The 17,579-nt window shown below is 58.3% G+C and carries 14 protein-coding genes; 6 read left to right on the top strand and 8 right to left on the bottom strand.

All coding sequences use genetic code 11. The features are described 5' to 3' along the window. Window positions 1-23: 23 nt before the first annotated feature. The 4 genes from ALQ04_RS24200 to ALQ04_RS24185 form a co-directional block, all read right to left on the bottom strand. The gene (locus ALQ04_RS24200) at window positions 24-857 is read right to left on the bottom strand and encodes a carbohydrate ABC transporter permease (RefSeq protein ID WP_122318272.1); all 834 of its coding nucleotides are present in this window, start codon (window positions 855-857) and stop codon (window positions 24-26) included. Between the two features lie 10 nt (window positions 858-867). Beyond that, the gene (locus ALQ04_RS24195; protein ID WP_122318270.1) at window positions 868-1,800 is read right to left on the bottom strand and encodes a carbohydrate ABC transporter permease; all 933 of its coding nucleotides are present in this window, start codon (window positions 1,798-1,800) and stop codon (window positions 868-870) included. Window positions 1,801-1,866: 66 nt separating this feature from the next. After that, window positions 1,867-3,135: an ABC transporter substrate-binding protein gene (locus ALQ04_RS24190; protein ID WP_409077292.1), complete on the bottom strand. Its 1,269-nt coding sequence runs from the start codon at window positions 3,133-3,135 to the stop codon at window positions 1,867-1,869. 293 nt (window positions 3,136-3,428) lie between these two features. After that, on the bottom strand, window positions 3,429-4,334 hold the full coding sequence (locus ALQ04_RS24185) for an AraC family transcriptional regulator (protein WP_122318267.1): 906 nt from the start codon (window positions 4,332-4,334) through the stop codon (window positions 3,429-3,431). Window positions 4,335-4,432: 98 nt separating this feature from the next. On the opposite strand from ALQ04_RS24185, the gene cobF reads away from it, so the two are divergent. Further along, a complete protein-coding gene (cobF, locus tag ALQ04_RS24180; RefSeq protein ID WP_122318265.1) occupies window positions 4,433-5,188 on the top strand; it encodes a precorrin-6A synthase (deacetylating) in 756 nt (251 codons plus the stop codon). A 1-nt stretch (window position 5,189) separates the two neighbouring features. On the opposite strand, the gene ALQ04_RS24175 is transcribed toward cobF, so the two are convergent. Continuing rightward, complete coding sequence (locus ALQ04_RS24175; protein WP_259645085.1) at window positions 5,190-6,512, bottom strand: glycosyltransferase family 4 protein; 1,323 nt, start codon at window positions 6,510-6,512, stop codon at window positions 5,190-5,192. Beyond that, a complete protein-coding gene (locus tag ALQ04_RS24170; RefSeq protein ID WP_122318263.1) occupies window positions 6,502-6,864 on the bottom strand; it encodes a response regulator in 363 nt (120 codons plus the stop codon). Before ALQ04_RS24170 ends, ALQ04_RS24175 begins: the two co-directional genes overlap by 11 nt. Window positions 6,865-7,211: 347 nt before the next feature. Between ALQ04_RS24170 and ALQ04_RS24165 the strand changes: the two genes are divergently transcribed. From ALQ04_RS24165 to ALQ04_RS24145, 5 genes are all read left to right on the top strand, one after another. Next, window positions 7,212-10,712, top strand: coding sequence for a response regulator (locus tag ALQ04_RS24165; RefSeq protein ID WP_122318261.1), 3,501 nt, complete (start codon window positions 7,212-7,214; stop codon window positions 10,710-10,712). Window positions 10,713-10,752: 40 nt separating this feature from the next. Next, a complete protein-coding gene (locus ALQ04_RS24160) occupies window positions 10,753-11,574 on the top strand; it encodes a protein-glutamate O-methyltransferase CheR (RefSeq protein ID WP_122318259.1) in 822 nt (273 codons plus the stop codon). After that, a complete protein-coding gene (locus ALQ04_RS24155) occupies window positions 11,571-12,185 on the top strand; it encodes a chemotaxis protein CheB (protein WP_122318258.1) in 615 nt (204 codons plus the stop codon). The genes ALQ04_RS24160 and ALQ04_RS24155 overlap by 4 nt, the downstream gene beginning before the upstream one ends. Then, window positions 12,179-13,360 carry a hybrid sensor histidine kinase/response regulator gene (locus ALQ04_RS24150; protein ID WP_122318256.1) on the top strand — a complete coding sequence of 394 codons (1,182 nt, stop codon included), beginning with the start codon at window positions 12,179-12,181 and terminating at the stop codon, window positions 13,358-13,360. Before ALQ04_RS24155 ends, ALQ04_RS24150 begins: the two co-directional genes overlap by 7 nt. A gap of 190 nt (window positions 13,361-13,550) precedes the next feature. Then, a complete protein-coding gene (locus ALQ04_RS24145) occupies window positions 13,551-13,928 on the top strand; it encodes a response regulator (RefSeq protein WP_122318254.1) in 378 nt (125 codons plus the stop codon). Between the two features lie 71 nt (window positions 13,929-13,999). Here ALQ04_RS24145 and ALQ04_RS24140 read toward each other — a convergent pair whose 3' ends face one another. Beyond that, window positions 14,000-16,030, bottom strand: a complete 2,031-nt coding sequence (locus ALQ04_RS24140; protein WP_122318252.1) for a response regulator — start codon at window positions 16,028-16,030, stop codon at window positions 14,000-14,002. After that, window positions 16,027-17,511 (bottom strand): ATPase domain-containing protein, encoded by a 1,485-nt coding sequence (locus tag ALQ04_RS24135; protein WP_122318250.1) that lies wholly within the window; start codon window positions 17,509-17,511, stop codon window positions 16,027-16,029. The genes ALQ04_RS24140 and ALQ04_RS24135 overlap by 4 nt, the downstream gene beginning before the upstream one ends. Between the last annotated feature and the right edge of the window lie 68 nt (window positions 17,512-17,579).

Here is a 17,579-nt window from a genome sequence, read left to right as displayed (position 1 = left end):
CCGTTTTTATTCTTGGATCCGGGCTATTTGACGGCGCCGAACGACAGGCCGCGAACCAGTTGTTTCTGGCTGATCCAGCCGAAAATCAGGATCGGCGCACAGGCCAGGGTCGAAACGGCCGAGAGCTTGGCCCAGAACAACCCTTCAGGACTTGAATACGAGGCAATCAGTGCGGTGAGCGGTGCGGCGCTGGACGAGGTGAGATTCAACGACCAGAAAGCTTCGTTCCAGCACAGGATCAATGACAGCAGCGCGGTCGAAGCCAGGCCGCCTTTGCAGATCGGCATCAGTACCCGGAATATTTCCTGGCGGGTGCTGGCGCCGTCCAGCCGTGAGGCTTCGAGGATTTCTCCCGGAATGTCCTTGAAGTAGGTGTAGATCATCCAGACCACGATCGGCAGGTTGATCAGCGTATAGATGATGATCAGCGCCAGGCGCGAATCCAGCAGGCCGAAGGTCTTGGCCAGCAGGTAGATCGGCATCAACACGCCCACCGGTGGCAGCATCTTGGTCGAGAGCATCCACAGCAGCGTGCTCTTGGTGCGCTTGGTCTCGAAGAACGCCATGGAGTAGGCCGCCGGAATGGCGATCAACATGGCCAGCAGCGTGGCGCTGAAGGAGATCAGCACCGAGTTCCAGGCAAAGTGGAAGTAATCGCTACGCTCCTGAATGTGCAGGTAGTTCTCCAGCGTCGGGGTGAAGAACAGTTGCGGCGGCGTCGCAAAGGCATCGATCTCGGTCTTGAAACTGGTCAGCACCATCCAGAAGATCGGGAAGAAGATCAGTGCCGCGATCAGCCAGGACAAGGTCCCGAGCAGCAGGCTTTGCAGGCGGCGTGATTGTTTGAGCGTCATCATGGCAAGGTCCTCATGACTTGTCGGTGAGGTTTTTGCCGATCATCCGGATCAGGATGATCGCCGCGATATTGGCAATGACGACTGCGATCAGACCGCCCGCCGAAGCCATGCCGACGTCGAACTGGAGCAACGCCTGGATGTAGATCAGATACGCCAGGTTGGTCGACGCAAAGCCCGGGCCGCCATTGGTGGTGGTGAAGATTTCGGCGAATACCGAGAGCAGGAAAATCGTTTCGATCATCACCACCACGGCAATCGGCCGGGCCAGGTGGGGCAGGGTCAGGTGCCAGAAAATCGCAATCGGGCCAGCGCCATCGAGGCGGGCGGCTTCTTTCTGTTCCTGATCCAGCGACTGCATGGCGGTCATCAGGATCAGGATCGCGAAGGGCAGCCATTGCCAGGAAACGATGATGATGATCGACAGCATGGGGTAATGAGCGAACCAGTCGACCGGCTCGGCGCCGAAGAAACGCCAGACGGCGGCCAGTACACCGGAAACCGGGTGGAAAATCAGGTTTTTCCAGATCAGGGCACTGACCGTCGGCATGATGAAGAACGGCGAGATCAACAGCACTCGTACGATGCCGCGACCAAAGAACTCGCTGGCTTCCAGCAGGGCCGAAATCAGCACGCCAAGGATCACGCTGATCGCCAGAACACTGCCGACCAGCAGCAGGGTATTGCCGGCACCCGGCAGAAAGCCGCTGTCGGTGACGAAATATTCAAAGTTTTCCAGACCGACGAATTCGTTCTCGCCGGGGCTCAGCAGGTTGTAGCGGATCAGCGAGAAATAAATGGTCATGCCCAGCGGCACGATCATCCAGATCAGCAAGAGCGCCACCGAAGGGCTGACCAGGAACCAGCCGGGTTTGAAACGGTGGCTGCGGGCCTTGGGGATGTCGCCGGAATGCTCCGGGCGAGGGTCAATGGCTGAGGTCTTCATGAGTAGCTCCGTATGCCTGCCAGCGGGAGTCGAGGGGCAGGCGCCCCCCGGCTTGAGTCGTGAGGCTTACTTTTTCGGGTAGCCAGCTCGTTTCATGTCGCGCTCGGTCGAGTTCTGTGCGCTTTTCAGGGCATTTTCGACGGTCGCCTGGCCGATCAGGGCTGCCGAGAACTGCTGGCCGACACTGGTGCCGATGGCCTGGAACTCGGGGATCGTCACCAACTGGATGCCCACGTACGGCACTGGCTTGAGGGTTGGCGTCTTGGGCGTCACGGCCATCAGGGACTTGAGGGTGATGTCGGCAAAAGGCGCAGCCTTTTTGTACTCCTCGGTGTAGGTCGAGGCGCGGGTGCCTGGCGGCACGTTGGAGACGCCATCCTTTTGCGCAACCAGCGTGGCGTATTCCTTGGAGGTTGCCCATTGAGTGAAGGCCTGGGCGTCCTTGGTATTCTTGGCGCTGGTCGGGATCGCCAGTGACCAGGAGTACAACCATGACGAACCTTTATCCGTCACTTGATGCGGTGCATAGGTAAAGCCGACGTTGTCTGCAACCTTGCTCTGGCTCTTGTCGGTGACGAACGAGCCGGCCACGCTGGCATCGACCCAGATCGCACACTTGCCGCTGTTGAACAGCGCCAGGTTTTCGTTGAAACCATTGCTCGAAGCGCCCGGTGGCCCGGATTGCTTCATGGTGTTGACGTAGAAATTGAGAGCTTCCTTCCATTCCGGTTGGTCGAACTGGGGTTTCCATTGCTCATCGAACCAGCGGGCGCCGTAGGCGTTGGCCACTGTAGTGATCAGCGCCATGTTTTCGCCCCAGCCGGCCTTGCCGCGCAGGCAGATGCCGTATTGCTCCTTGGACTTGTCGGTGAGCTTGCCGGCGAACTCGGCAATCTGGGTCCAGGTCGGCCGCTCGGGCATGCTCAGACCGGCGTTCTGGAACAGGTCCTTGCGGTAGTAGGTAATCGAGCTTTCCGCGTAGAACGGCAGGGCGAACAGCTTGCCATCCACGGAGAGTCCGTCGCGCACCGAGGGGAACACGTCATCGAGCTGGTAGCTGGCTGGCAGGTCTTTCATTTCCTGCAACCAGCCCTTGGCACCCCACAGTGAGGCTTCGTACATGCCGATGGTCAATACGTCGAACTGACCGCCCTTGGTGGCAATGTCCGTGGTCAGGCGCTGGCGCAGGACGTTTTCTTCCAGCACCACCCAGTTGAGCTTGATATCGGGATGCTGTTCTTCAAAGGTTTTGGAGAGGCGTTGCATGCGGATCATGTCGCTGTTGTTGACCGTGGCGATGGTCACGGTTCCTGCCACAGCGTTGCCGCCAAGCATGAAACAAGCGCTGAGGACTGAAGTGGCAAGCAGGGATTTTGCTGGGTTCTTCATTGATCACTCCTCTTCCATGCTCGGTGAGCTACAGAAGGTTGGTTATTGTTTTTGTATCTTCCGGAGGTAGGAAGATGTGGGCTGATTACAACGGCCTTGAGGCGCAATGACAAATCCTGCACCGCACTGTGACTGATACTTTCTTGCACTCGATGGTGTTATGAAAACTCACTGCAGCCGCGCTCCGGCAGGCTGCAATGCAGATTCAGCGTAGACGAGGGGACAGCAGGCAGGACGAATCAGTACAGGTTTTGCTCGGTAAGGCGCTGGACGGCAAGGCGCCGATAATGCGATGGGGTCATGCCTTTGAGCTGCTGGAAGCGGCGATTGAAGTTGGAAATATTATTGAAACCCGACTCGAAGCAGACGTCAGTCACCGGCTTGTCGCCGTCGGCCAGCAACTCGCAGGACTTGCTGATGCGCAGGCGATTGACGAATTCCACGAAGCAGCGCCCTGTCGCCTGTTTGAATACGCGGGAAAAGTAGGTGGGCTTCATGCCCAGATAATCGGCGACTTCCTCCAGGGGCAGCTCGCGTCCGTAGTGGGCAAAGATGTAATCCACTGCACGGTTGGTGCGGTCTACGCTGTGCTCGTCGGCGATATGGGAAGCGGTGGTGCCCGACAGCAACTGGAAATCATCGCTGGCTGCCAGCAGTTCCAGGAGAATCAGGAAATGCCCGAGCCGGGTGATGCCGTTGGAATCGGCGATTTTCTGCATCAGCTTCATGGCCTGGCGAATCGTGCGCTTGCAGCGGAACTCGATCCCGTACTGGGCGCGCTCCAGCAGCGGATTCAGGCTCTTGAGTTCGGTAAACACCTGATTGCCGCTTTCAAGCAGTTCATCGGTGAAGTTGACCAGCATGTCGCGCTTGGGCACGACTTCCTGTTCCTGGATCTGGCTGATCCAGTTATGCGGCAGGTTCGGCCCGGTCAGAAACAGGCTGCCGGGGTTGAAGTTGCCAATGTAATCGCCAATGAACACCTTGCCGGAGCTGGCGACGATCAGGTGCAGCTCGTATTCCTTGTGGAAATGCCAGCGCACCAGCGGGCAGGGGAAACCATGCTCGCGATAGATGATCGACAGACCGTTATGGTCGTCCATCAATTCGTAGGAAGGGTCGGTGATTCTTGTTGTTCTTGACATGGCTGGAGCGTTTCCAGAAGGCACCAGCCTGCTAATGTGCCTTAATTATCGGGTTCATGCCCAGCCGCCTTTCGCAAATTGTCCGGAGTCGTTGCCTGATGAAACAGATCCTGCTGATCGGTATAGGTGCCGGAGACCCCGAGCAGATCACTGTGCAGGCCATCAAGGCGCTGAATCGCGCCAGGGTGTTCTTTCTGCTGGACAAGGGCTATGTCGACGATGATTTGCTGCGCCTGAGAAAGGATATTTGCCAGCGCTATATCGAAGGTGACGACTATCGACTGGTGCAGGTCCTCGACCCGCAGCGTGAAGATGATCCCCAGGGCTACGAGCGCGGGATCGAACACTGGCATGAGCAACGTGCGGTCCTGTTCGAGCGCCTGATCGGCGAGGATCTGGGCGCGGAGGAGGTCGGGGCTTTTCTGGTCTGGGGCGATCCATCGCTGTACGACAGCACCCTGCGGATTCTCGAGCAGGTACTGGCACGGGGGCGGGAGGTTTTCGACTGCCAGGTGATTCCCGGCATCAGCAGTGTCCAGGCGCTGGTGGCCCGGCATCGCGTGCCGCTGAACCGGATTGGCGAGCCGATCCGGATCACCACTGGCCGGCGACTGGCGACAATCCCCGACAGTGAGCTGGGCAACGTAGTGGTGATGCTCGATGCGCATTGCGGCTTCGAGCGTTTTGTCGGTCAGGGGCTGGATATCTATTGGGGCGCTTATCTTGGCACGCCGGACGAAATCCTGCTGTCCGGCCCCCTGGACCGGATCTGTGCGCAGATCAAGCAGCTACGCCACGAAGCTCGCAGCCGCAAGGGCTGGATCATGGACACCTACCTGCTGCGCAAGCAGTGATTCAGTCCTTGCGGTTCTTGGCCTCGATCCACTGCGCCATGTACTGGGTACTTTTGTGGTGATGATGGCGAAGCATAGCGCCGGTGAAATTGGCGATGCGATGGCGGGGCAGGTCCTGACGCAAGGCTTCGATACGTTCGATCAGGCTGTCGCAATGCTGCCTGTGCTGGAAGCGCGCTTGCAGAAGCGTCCGGCCTGCGGCCTGAGCCTCGTTCCACAAGGTCTGATCCTGATACAGGCGCACCGCCGCACTGGCGATTTCAGTCGCACTGCTGGCGATGCTGCCTGGCCATGGCAGGTCGCCGCTCATGGCTTCGGCTCCGATCGGGGTCGTGACCGAAGGCGTGCCGCTGAGCATGGCATCCATCAGTTTGCCCTTGATACCGGCACCGAAGCGCAGCGGAGCCAGGCATATGCGCGCGCCAGACATCACTTGCAGCGCGTCCTCGGCCCAGTTCATGACATGAAAGCCCTGGGCCACGTTATGCAGTGCAGTGGCCTTGGGCGGCGTGTATGCGCCGTAGATATGCAGTTGTGCGCCCGGCAATTGCTGGCGAATCAACGGCCAGATGGCGTTCTTCATCCAGAGCACGGCATCCCAGTTGGGCGCGTGGCGAAAGTTGCCGATGCTGAGGAAATGCGCCCGCTGCTCGAAAGGCGTCATGTTTTCCGGCACGCCATCGAGCATCAGCGGGCACCAGTGCAGCAAGGATTTCGGTACGCCAAACTGTTTGCCAAGCAGCTCGATTTCCACGTCCGAAACCATCAGGTTAAGGTCGCAGCGATACAGCGAGGCGACTTCACGCTGGGCCAGATCGCTGCTGGCGATCCGGGCAAATAGACTTGGATGATCAATGGCGAAAAGGTCGTGCAGATCATCCGCTGCGGATGACTCCTGCAAATGTTCCTTGAGGAGTTGCTGCCGTGTGTGGCGCAGACTCTGGAAGTCGGACGTCTCCAGAACCCGCAGGGCATCCGGGCAATGCTTCTCGACACGCCAGCCAAATTGCTCTTCGATGAGAAACTGGTCGAACAGCACGATATCCGGCTGTAGCTCGCTGATAAAGGTATCGAAGCTGCTGTTGTTGAGTTCGATGCGCACTTCATCGATACCCAGGCCTTTCAGGTCGGCCCGGTGTTCGCCTTCCGTTGCCGGGCTGGCGAAGGTGATCTCCCAGTCCTGTTCGAGAAAACACTGGATCAGTTGCATGACATGGCCGCTGGCCGCCGAAGAACGGGGCTCGGGCCATACATAGCCAATGATCAACAGTCGGGTTTTTGCTCGGGACGGAATCTGCAGGTCTGAAGGGTGATTATTGGCCAAGGATGCTTTTTACCTTGTCGCGCAGGTCGTCGATGGAGAACGGTTTGCCAATCGAGTGCATGCCTGGCGGCACTTCGATGTTTTCCGAATAACCGCTGGCGAACAGGATAGGCAGTTGCGGGCGCAGTTCCCGGGTCTGTCTGGCCAGTTCCGTGCCGCGCATGTCCGGCAGGCCCTGATCGGTCATCAACAGGTCGATGCGGATGGCTTGATCCTTGATATGCGCCAGCGCCTGCTGGGCATCCGAGGCCTCAATGACCTGATACTCCAGTTCCTCGAGCACATCGACGATCAGCATGCGCACGATGCTGTCATCTTCGACCACAAGAATGGTGTTGGCTGCGTCAGGCATGGCGGTTTCCTAAAAAATGGTAGTGAAGGCTGCGCATATGTGCAGCCTGCGGGCTTTTGTACGAAAAGTCACTGCGTCTGGATCATGGCGCCATTAAAAAAACGTTTGGCCCGATCCAGGTTGGCCGACTTTTTGCCCAGTCCTTCCATCAGTAAATAAAACACCACCAGAAGTTCCATCTGCGTCGATTGAATAGCTATCCTTCGCCTTTAGGCTTTACTCGCTAGGCAGGGCGAGCTTATCGCCGATTTATGTGTGAGATTTCAATCCTCTATGTGAGAAATCTGAGTCTTTTTGTTGCCATTACGGCAAACTCTACCGTTTTGATATATCGCCAGGGACTTTTCATGATTCGGACGTCTGTCGTCGATGAGCAGCGCTTTCGTAAGTTATTGGTTCGTAACGTCAGTCTGCCGTTGGGTGTTGGCGTTATCAGTGCGATTTTCTTCGCTGCACTGATCAGTTACCTGCTGTCGGTCATTCAGTGGGTCGAACACACCGACAGGGTCATCAACAGCACCAATCGCTCGATGAAGCTCTCCATCGATATGGAGACCGGCATGCGTGGTTTCCTGCTGACCGGCCAGGAGAGTTTTCTCGACCCCTATGAAGTCGCCAAGCCGGTACTCAAGGCAGAGCTCAAGACCCTGGAAGAACTGGTTGCCGATAACCCGACGCAACTGGATCGCTTCCGTCGCCTGTCCACCCTGCAGGAGGAGTGGGGGCGTTTCGCTCAGGAAATGATTCAGATGCGCCGCCAGAACGGTGAGTTTCTGGCGGCTACCCAGTCCGGGCGCGGCAAGCGTATTACCGATGAGATCCGTAGCGAGTACGATCAGGCCGTCGCCATGGAGCAACAGTTGCGCCTGACCCGCAACGCTGATGTCACCCGCACCACCATTGCCTCGGTAGTGCTGTACCTGATTTTTGTGCTGGCGGTCAGCGGCATCCTGGCTTATTTCGGAAGGCGTGATTTGCTTTCTCTTTCAAATACTTACAGTGATAACCTCAAGCTTCTTGAAGACAATGCCGAGCGCCTGCAGAAGGTCGCCTGGCTGCGCAATGGCCAGAGCGAACTGGCCGAGCAGGTCCTGGGCCAACTGACGCTCAATACCCTTGGGCTGCATATCCTGCAGTTCTTTGCCCACTATCTGGGGGCAGTGGTGGCGGCGGTCTATGTCCGTCAGGAGCACGGCGGCCTGCAGCGTGTCGCCAGCTACGGTTTTTCCCGCGAGCATGAGCTGAAGGAACAGTCGATCTACAGTGGCGAGGGTGTCATCGGTCAGGCTGCGCAGCAGAATCGTATCGTCACGCTCGACGATCTGCCCCATGATTACTTCAAGTACAGCACCGGCCTGGGCGAGGGCTCGCCGCGCAGCGTGGTGATTGTGCCGACCAGTAATGACGATCAGGTCAACGGCGTGATCGAGCTGGGCTTCCTGAGGCCATTGACCGAAAAGGATTCCGAATTCCTTGAGCTGGTAGCCGCCAATATCGGTACGTCCATCGAAGCGGCACGCTATCGCCAGCGACTTCAGGAAGTGCTCACCGAAACCCAGCAACTCAACGAAGAGTTGCAGGTCCAGCAGGAAGAATTGCGCACCGCCAACGAAGAACTCGAAGAGCAGTCGCGCATCCTCAAGGAATCCCAGGCGAATCTGGAAACCCAGCAGGCAGAACTCGAACAGACCAACGAGCAACTGGCTGAACAGAGTCAGGCGCTGGAAGACCAGCGCGATATCCTGGACAGCAAGAACGAAGAGCTGAGCCTGGCCCAGGTGGAGTTGCAGGCGCGTGCCGATGAGTTGCAGCGCTCCAGCAAGTACAAGTCCGAGTTCCTGGCCAACATGTCCCACGAACTGCGTACGCCGCTAAACAGTTCGCTGATCCTGGCCAAGCTGCTGGCGGAAAACCCGACCGACAACCTGACCGAAGAGCAGGTCAAGTTTGCCGAGTCGATCTATTCGGCGGGCAATGACCTGCTGAACCTGATCAACGACATCCTCGATATCTCCAAGGTCGAGGCCGGCAAGCTGGAAGTCCGCCCGGAGAACAGCAGCGTGTCGCGTCTGGTGGATGGCTTGCGTGGCATGTTCCAGCCGCTGGCGGCCGACAAGCATCTGGATTTCACCGTGGAAGTGCAGCCCGGCACGCCGACCATGCTGTTCACCGACCGCCAGCGTCTGGAGCAGATTCTCAAGAACCTGCTGTCCAACGCCATCAAGTTTACCGAGAGCGGCACCGTCAGCATGATCGTTTCCCGGCAGCCGGGGGCGGGCATTGTATTTACCGTGCGAGATTCCGGGATCGGCATCGCCCAGGAGCATCAGCAGAGCATTTTCGAGGCCTTCCGCCAGGCTGATGGCACCACCAACCGCCGCTATGGCGGCACCGGCCTGGGGCTGTCGATTTCCCGCGATCTGGCCGCCTTGCTGGGTGGCGCGATCAGCGTCACCAGTGCGCCGGGCCAGGGCAGTATTTTCTCTCTGGTACTGCCTGAGCAATACGTCGAACAACAAGGTGAAGAAAGCGCCGCCGAGCACTCGACAATCGTCTCTTCGCCGGTCACCACACTGCCGATGGCAAGCCAGCCGGTTGCCGAGCCCTTGCCGGTAGTGCCGCAGCCGACCTTTGCCGACGACCGTCACAAGGCACCTTTCAGCCGGCGCTGCATTCTGGTCATCGAGGATGAAGTGCAGTTTGCGCAGATTCTGTTCGATCTGGCCCACGAGCTGGGTTATGACTGTCTGGTTGCCCACGCCGCCGATGAAGGCTTCAATCTGGCCGCGGAGTACACGCCCGACGCTATCCTGCTGGACATGCGCCTGCCGGATCATTCGGGCCTTACCGTACTGCAGCGCCTCAAGGAACTGGCGCCGACCCGGCACATTCCGGTGCATGTGATTTCCGTCGAGGATCGTCAGGAAGCCGCCATGCACATGGGTGCCATCGGCTATGCGGTCAAGCCGACGACCCGCGAAGAGCTCAAGGATGTGTTCGCCCGCCTGGAGGCCAAGCTGACCCAGAAGGTCAAGCGCATCCTGCTGGTCGAGGACGATGCCTTGCAGCGCGACAGCATTGCCCGCCTGATCGGCGACGACGATATCGAGATCACCGCAGTGGGCTTCGCTCAGGAGGCGCTGGATCTGCTGCGCGAGAATATCTACGACTGCATGATCATCGACCTCAAGCTGCCGGACATGCTGGGTAACGAGCTGCTCAAGCTCATGTCCACGGAAGACATCCGGGCGTTCCCGCCGGTGATCGTCTACACGGGGCGCAACATGACCCGTGACGAAGAAGCCGAACTGATGAAGTATTCGCGCTCGATCATCATCAAGGGCGCGCGTTCGCCGGAGCGTCTGCTCGATGAAGTGACCCTGTTCCTGCACAAGATCGAGTCGCAGCTATCCAACGAGCGGCAGAAAATGCTCAAGACTGCGCGCAGCCGTGACAAGGTCTTCGAGGCGCGCAAGATCCTGGTGGTCGATGACGATGTGCGCAATATCTTTGCCCTGACCAGTGCCCTGGAGCACAAGGGCGCAGTGGTCGAGATCGCCCGTAACGGTCTTGAGGCGATTGCCAGACTCAACGAGGTCGAAGACATCGATCTGGTGTTGATGGATGTGATGATGCCGGAGATGGACGGCTACGAAGCGACGATCGAGATCCGCAAGGATCCGCGCTGGCGCAAGCTACCGATCATTGCGGTGACCGCCAAGGCGATGAAGGACGATCAGGAGCGCTGTCTGCAGGCGGGCTCCAACGACTATCTGGCCAAGCCCATCGACCTTGACCGGCTGTTCTCGTTGATTCGGGTCTGGCTGCCGAAGATGGAACGTATCTGAGTGGCAATGGCCCAAGTGATTTACTCTTTCAGGTTTCTACATGGTTCTTGAGCGAAACGCTGACATCGAGCTGCGGCTGCTGATCGAGGCGATTTACCTGAAGTACAGCTACGACTTTCGGGATTACTCCGGCGCTTCGATCAAGCGCCGGGTTCATCATGCGCTGCGTCAGTTCGACTGCAACACTATCTCTGCTCTGCAGGAACGGGTGCTGCACGACCCGGTGGCATTCATGCAGTTGCTGCAATTGCTGACCATTCCGGTCAGCGAGATGTTTCGCGACCCCTCGCACTTCCTGGCGATTCGCCAGGAAGTGGTGCCATTGCTCAGGACCTATCCGTCGATCAAGGTCTGGATTGCCGGTTGCAGCACGGGCGAGGAGGTCTATTCGATGGCCATCCTGCTGCGCGAAGAGGGCTTGCTGGAGCGCACCATCATTTATGCCACGGACATCAATCCCAGCTCGCTGGAAAAGGCCAAGCAAGGGATCTTCTCCATGGAAAACGTGCGCGCCTATGCGGACAACTACCGCAAGGCCGGTGGTCAGCGCGAGTTCACGGACTACTACACGTCGGCCTATGATTACGCGATCTTCGACAAGACCCTGCGTGAGAATGTCACCTTTGCCGACCACAGTCTGGCAACCGACAGCGTGTTCTCCGAGACGCAATTCATTTCATGCCGCAATGTACTGATCTACTTCAACAAGAAACTGCAGAATCGAACCTTCGGGCTGTTCCATGAGTCATTGTGCCATCGCGGATTCCTGGCACTGGGCAGCAAGGAGACTCTGGATTTTTCCGCGTACAGCAATTCTTTCGAGACATTGGTGAAGCCGGAAAGGATCTACCGAAAAACATGAGAACAACGTTAAGTGCAGGTTCGGCCGATTTCAGTCTGCCGGCAGTGGATGCCATTGTCGTCGGCGCTTCGGCGGGCGGTGTGGAAGCGTTGTTGAAAATCTTCGGCATGCTCGGTGCGGGCTTCCGCCTGCCGATCATTACCGTCCTGCATTTGCCCGAGGAACGTCGCAGCCAGTTGGCGCATGTGTTCCAGAATCGCTTGCCCATACCGGTCAAGGAGGCTGACGACAAGGAGTCGATTGTGCCCGGCACGTTATATTTCGCCCCGGCCGGTTATCACCTGTCGGTGGAAAACGATCACAGCCTGTCATTGAGCCAGGAAGATCGCGTATTTCATTCGCGGCCCAGCATCGATATCTTGTTCGATTCTGCCGCCGATGCCTTTGGCCCCCGCCTGGCGGGAATATTGCTGACCGGTGCCAACAACGATGGGGCGCGCGGATTGGCACAGATAAACAGATACGGTGGTTTTACCGTGATTCAGGATCCGGACCAGGCCCTGGCGCGTACCATGCCGGAGGCAGCTCTTGCGCTTCATTCGCCGGACTACCTTCTGCCTTTGAATGAGATAGGCCAACTGCTGGTCGAGCTGGAACGAATCGCATGCTAAATGAAATCCAGGCAAAACTGCTGATAGTGGATGATTTGCCGGAAAACCTGTTGGCTCTGGAAGCGCTGATAAAGCGCGATGACCGAGTGGTGTACAAGGCTCTGTCGGCAGACGAGGCCTTGTCTCTGCTGTTGCAGCACGAATTCGCCCTGGCCATTCTCGATGTGCAGATGCCTGGCATGAACGGTTTCGAGCTGGCCGAGATGATGCGCAGTACCGAGAAGACCAAGCATATCCCCATCGTGTTTGTCAGCGCGGCGGGACGTGAACTGAACTACGCCTTCAAGGGCTACGAAAGCGGCGCCGTGGACTTTCTGCACAAACCGCTGGATATCCACGCGGTCAAGAGCAAGGTCAACGTGTTCGTCGAACTGTACCGCCAGCGCAAGGCGGTGAGAATGCAGGTCGAGGCGCTGGAGCAGAGCCGCCAAGAGCAGGAAGCACTGCTCAAGCGTTTGCAGGCGACTCAGGGTGAGCTTGAGCATGCGATCCGTATGCGCGACGACTTCATGTCCATCGTTTCCCATGAAGTGCGTACACCGCTCAATGGCCTGATCCTGGAAACCCAGTTGCGCAAGTTGCATCTGGCCAAGGACAACGCTTCAGCGTTCACCATGGACAAGCTGCGTGGCATGGTTGATCGCGATGAGCGGCAGATCCAGAGCCTGATCCGGCTGATCGAGGACATGCTGGATGTGTCGCGTATCCGCACCGGCAAGCTATCCATCCGGCCAAGTGCGTTTGACCTCAGCGAACTGGTCAGCCAGGTGCTGGAAAACTTTTCCGCCCAGATTGCCGCCAACGACTCCAGCGTCAGCCTGTATGCCGATGAAACAGTGATTGGCGTCTGGGACGAGTTCCGCATTGAGCAGGTGGTGGCCAATCTGCTGACCAATGCCATGCGCTACGGCTCCCGCAAGCCGATCGTGGTGCGGGTGTATTGCGAAAATGGCGAAGCCCGGGTCGAAGTGACCGATCAGGGGATCGGCATTTCCGAAGAGAACCTCAAACGCATCTTCCAGCAGTTCGAGCGGGTGACGGCCAATCATGCCGTGGCCGGCCTGGGCCTTGGATTGTTCATCTCCGAACAGATCATCCTTGCCCACGGCGGCCGGATTGTCGTCGAGAGCGAAGAGGGCAAGGGCTCCATGTTCAGGATCTGCCTGCCTTTATGATGAGGCGTGGATTTATCCGCTGGCTTTTTCGCGAATGAATTCGCCCCACAGCTCCGATGGCCTGTTTATTGGCTGGAATAAAGCCGTCGCGGGCAAGTGCACTCCAACAAAAGGTTTTGCATAAATTTGCGCAACCTCTACAACGCGCTGTGGTCGTATTGGCAGCTATTTATACAATAAAGGCAGTTTCATGAGCGCTGATGCAGAAAACGTCGTACTGATCGTCGAAGACGAACCCCTGATCCTGATGCTGCTGGCCGACTATCTGTCGGGCGAAGGCTATCGGGTCTTGCAGGCCACCAACGGCGAGCAAGCGTTCGAGATTCTGGCGACCAAGCCCCATCTGGACCTGATGATCACCGACTATCGCCTGCCGGGTGGATTCTCCGGGGTCATGATTGCCGAACCTGCGGTCAAGCTGCGGCCTGAACTGAAGGTGATCTTCATCAGCGGCTATCCGGCGGAAATTCTCGACTGCGACAGCCCGATCACCCGCAAGGCACCTATCCTGGCCAAGCCCTTCACCATGGAAAGCCTGCACTCGCAGATCCAGAGCCTGCTGGCCTGAATCCAGGCCGCCTCTAGCGCCCCGGAGCCGGGCGACGTAGTGTTTTTCGCCAGAACCCTGCGAACAGGTCGTCAGGCCTCGATCATCTCCCGCACCTTGGACGTCAGGTGATCGAATGCAAAAGGTTTGGTGATCATCTGCATGCCGGTATCCAGAAAACCTGAGCGTGCCGCTGCATGCTCGGCGTAGCCGGTAATGAACAGTACCTTGAGTTCTGGCCTGAGTTGCCTGGCTATTTCCGCCAGTTGCCGACCGTTCATGCCAGGCAGCCCGACATCGCTGATCAGCAAGTCTATGCGTTGCTCCGACTCCAGGATCGGCACAGCGCCACGCGCGTCGCCCGCCTCGATGAAGGCATAGCCCAGCTCACCCAGCACCGCACTGACCAGAGCACGTACGGCCGGATCGTCTTCGACAATCAGCACGGTTTCGCCTGCTCTGGCGCACAAGGTATTGCCTTGGTAGTTCTGCTCGATTTCCGGCTGATCGCCCTGGAAGCGCGGCAGGAACAACTGAACGGTCGTGCCAAGGCCCAGCTCGCTCTGTATCGCGACATGGCCGTGAGACTGTTTGCTGAAGCCATAAATCATCGACAGGCCCAGCCCGGTGCCCTGGCCGATGGGTTTGGTGGTGAAGAACGGGTCGAAGGCACGGCTGACCACGGCTTCCTGCATGCCGCAGCCATTGTCGCTGACGCTCAGCACCACATAGTCACCCGGCAAGAGGTTTTCATGGGCGTTGGTGAACGATTTTTCCAGTCGCTGGTTGGAAGTTTCGATCTGCAGTTCCCCGCCATCGGGCATGGCATCCCGGGCATTGAGTACCAGATTGAGCAGGGCGTTCTCCAGTTGGTTGGGGTCGGCTTCAGCGGTCCATAGCTGCTCGTTGAAGCGCATCTTCAGGTCGATGCTTTCATTCAGGCTGCGCTGGATCAGTTCACCCATCGAGCTGACCAGCTGATTCATGTCGACCGGCTTGGAGTCCAGCGACTGACGCCTGGAAAACGCCAGCAGACGATGGGTGAGGGCGGCTGCGCGATTGGCGGAGGTCACGCCCAGGTCGATCAGGTTGTCGAGGTCTTCGATGCGGCCGCGTGCCAGTCGGCGCCTGATCAGTTCGAGGCTGCCGATGATGCCGGTCAGCATATTGTTGAAGTCGTGAGCGATGCCGCCGGTCAACTGGCCGACGGCTTCCATCTTTTGTGACTGACGCAGAATCTCTTCTTTATTGCGCAGTTGCGAGGTTCGTTCTTCGACCTGCTGCTCAAGGGTTTCGTTGAGGCTTCGCAACTGGGCCTCGGCCTGCTTGCGCTCGCTGATGTCGGACGTTACCCCGACCAGTGAGCTGACCTGGCCATTCTTGGCCCGGATCGCCCGGGCTCGCACATCGACCCAGTTGATCGAACCGTCGGGCCAGACATTGCGGTATTCGATGATGAAGTCGACGCCGGTATCCAGGCTGCGCTGCAAGGCCGATTGCATACGCGGTTGATCGTCCGGGTAAACCGTTTCCTGCCAGTCGTCGTAGGTAAAGCTTTCGTGTTCTTCGCGGCCATAGTGGGATTTGCTGATGGCCGAGCAGGTCAGCACCAGAAACCCTGCCTCCAGTTGCCAGGAGCCCAGGCGGCCGGCCTTGAGGGCATTCTGCAAACGTCTCTCGCCCTCTACCAGATCCTCCATGCGGGCCCTGGCTTCGTACTGGCGCCTTCGCCCGCGTATGGCGGTGGACGCCAGGCTGACCAGGGTCACCGGGTGGAAAGGGCGCTCCAGGAAAGTGACGTTGCCCAGCAGGCTGCCGAGCCGCGCCGACGGATTCTGGTCCGGCCCGCCATGGTGAGTGAGCAGCACCACGGGCAGGTCGGACCAGGCCGGCTGGTTGGCCAGCAGGCTCAGCAATGGATTGATATCCGCACCACGCAAGGCTTCATCGGCAATGATCGCAAGTCCTGCCCCGACTGCCAGTTCATGACCCAGTTCATTGAGATCGCGGGCGACCGTAGCCTGATAGCCCGCTTCCTGAAGGATCATGACGGCAATCTGACTGTCACGCCCTCTGGGCGCCAGAATGATTGCCCGCTCCGATAGCAGCCTGGTGGTGCTCACTCGTCGTCATCCTTGAGCAGTGGCTGGCTTTCGCCAAAGTAGCTGGGGACGCCCCGCAACACGCCTTGAAAGGCAGAAAGCGGTTTGCCGATTTTCAGGCCATTGCTGCTGATCCGGTATTCACGGATCGTCGATTCGTGAGTGCCGGTGCGTTTCTTGATGATGGAGATGGCCCGACGAATCTGGCCCAGTGCCTCAAAGTAGCGCAACAGTATTACGGTGTCCGCCAGATAAGTGATGTCGACCGGGGTTTTCATGTCGTCGACCAGGCCATGTTGCGCCACGGTCATGAAGGTCGATGCACCCTGGCGATTGAGATAGAGCAACAGCTCGTGCATGTGCAGAACCAGCGCATTCTCTTCCGGCATCGCAGCCTGATAGCCGTTGATGCTGTCGATGACCACGGTCTTGATCTTCTTTTGATCGACGCTGCGGCGGACTCGATGGGAGAACTCGCCGGGCGACAGCTCGGCGGCATCGACCTGCTCGATCAACAGGTTGCCGGTGGCCTGCAGGGCCTTGAGGTCGATATCCATCTTCTTCAGGCGATCGAACAGCAGCCCCAGCTCTTCGTCGAAGATGAACAGGCCAACCCGTTCGCCACGGGCCACGGCCTGTGCAGCAAACACCATCGAGATCAGCGACTTGCCGGTACCGGCCGGGCCGAGGATCAGTGTGCTCGAACCGCTGTCTATACCGCCGCCGAGCAGGTCGTTGAGCTCTTTTATGCCACTGCTCAGTTGCGTGCGCTCATAACTGTTGCGGTGTTCGGCCGCGACCAGCCGTGGGAACACATGGATGCCATCCTCCATGATGGTGAAGTCATGGAAACCGCCGCGATACTTCTGTCCGCGATACTTGGTAACTTTTATGCGCCGGCGTTCTGCACCGTAGTTCGGCGTCAGTTCTTCCAGGCGAATCACGCCGTGGGCCACGCTGTGCACGGTCTTGTCCAGCGCCTCGGTGGTCAGATCGTCGAGTAACACGACCGTGGCGTCATAGCGCACGAAGTAATGCTTGATCGCCAGGATCTGGCGTCGGTAGCGCAACGAACTCTGCGCCAGCAGACGAATTTCCGACAGGCTGTCGATGACCACGCGAGATGGTTTGACGCGCTCGACGACCTCGAAGATCTGCCGGGTGGCTTCCCCCAGCTCAAGGTCGGAGGAGTACAGCAGGCTCTGATGCTGCTCGGAATTGAGCAGGCTTTCAGGCGGTGTCAGCTCAAAGATTTCGATATTCTTGTCCAGCTCCCAGCCGTGGGAGCGGGCCCCTTCACGTAGCTCTCGTTCGGTTTCCGAGAGAGTGATGTACAGGCCGACTTCACCCGCTTCCGCGCCCGCCAGCAGAAATTGCAGCGCAACAGTGGTCTTGCCGGTCCCCGGTTCTCCTTCGAGAAGGAAAACGTGACTGCGCGAAAGACCACCCGAGAGGATGTCGTCCAGACCTTCAATACCGGTTGCTGCTTTTGGATTATTCAAGAATTGCCCTCTTTTTTCCGAAACAGGCAATGGATCTTGACCTCTGAGGATTCTGGCGGTTCATACTT

Origin of the sequence: Pseudomonas cichorii (assembly GCF_003700275.1) — a bacterium.
Taxonomy (GTDB): Bacteria; Pseudomonadota; Gammaproteobacteria; order Pseudomonadales; family Pseudomonadaceae; genus Aquipseudomonas; species Aquipseudomonas cichorii_B.
This window is presented reverse-complemented; position numbering and strand designations above follow the sequence as displayed.

What these genes read in the sequence shown, in the direction of transcription:
- ALQ04_RS24200 (WP_122318272.1), bottom strand. Translation starts at nt 857, where the DNA reads ATGATGACGCTCAAACAATCACGCCGCCTGCAAAGCCTGCTGCTCGGG.
- ALQ04_RS24195 (WP_122318270.1), bottom strand. Translation starts at nt 1,800, where the DNA reads ATGAAGACCTCAGCCATTGACCCTCGCCCGGAGCATTCCGGCGACATC.
- ALQ04_RS24190 (WP_409077292.1), bottom strand. Translation starts at nt 3,135, where the DNA reads ATGCTTGGCGGCAACGCTGTGGCAGGAACCGTGACCATCGCCACGGTC.
- ALQ04_RS24185 (WP_122318267.1), bottom strand. Translation starts at nt 4,334, where the DNA reads ATGTCAAGAACAACAAGAATCACCGACCCTTCCTACGAATTGATGGAC.
- cobF (WP_122318265.1), top strand. Translation starts at nt 4,433, where the DNA reads ATGAAACAGATCCTGCTGATCGGTATAGGTGCCGGAGACCCCGAGCAG.
- ALQ04_RS24170 (WP_122318263.1), bottom strand. Translation starts at nt 6,864, where the DNA reads ATGCCTGACGCAGCCAACACCATTCTTGTGGTCGAAGATGACAGCATC.
- ALQ04_RS24165 (WP_122318261.1), top strand. Translation starts at nt 7,212, where the DNA reads ATGATTCGGACGTCTGTCGTCGATGAGCAGCGCTTTCGTAAGTTATTG.
- ALQ04_RS24160 (WP_122318259.1), top strand. Translation starts at nt 10,753, where the DNA reads ATGGTTCTTGAGCGAAACGCTGACATCGAGCTGCGGCTGCTGATCGAG.
- ALQ04_RS24155 (WP_122318258.1), top strand. Translation starts at nt 11,571, where the DNA reads ATGAGAACAACGTTAAGTGCAGGTTCGGCCGATTTCAGTCTGCCGGCA.
- ALQ04_RS24150 (WP_122318256.1), top strand. Translation starts at nt 12,179, where the DNA reads ATGCTAAATGAAATCCAGGCAAAACTGCTGATAGTGGATGATTTGCCG.
- ALQ04_RS24145 (WP_122318254.1), top strand. Translation starts at nt 13,551, where the DNA reads ATGAGCGCTGATGCAGAAAACGTCGTACTGATCGTCGAAGACGAACCC.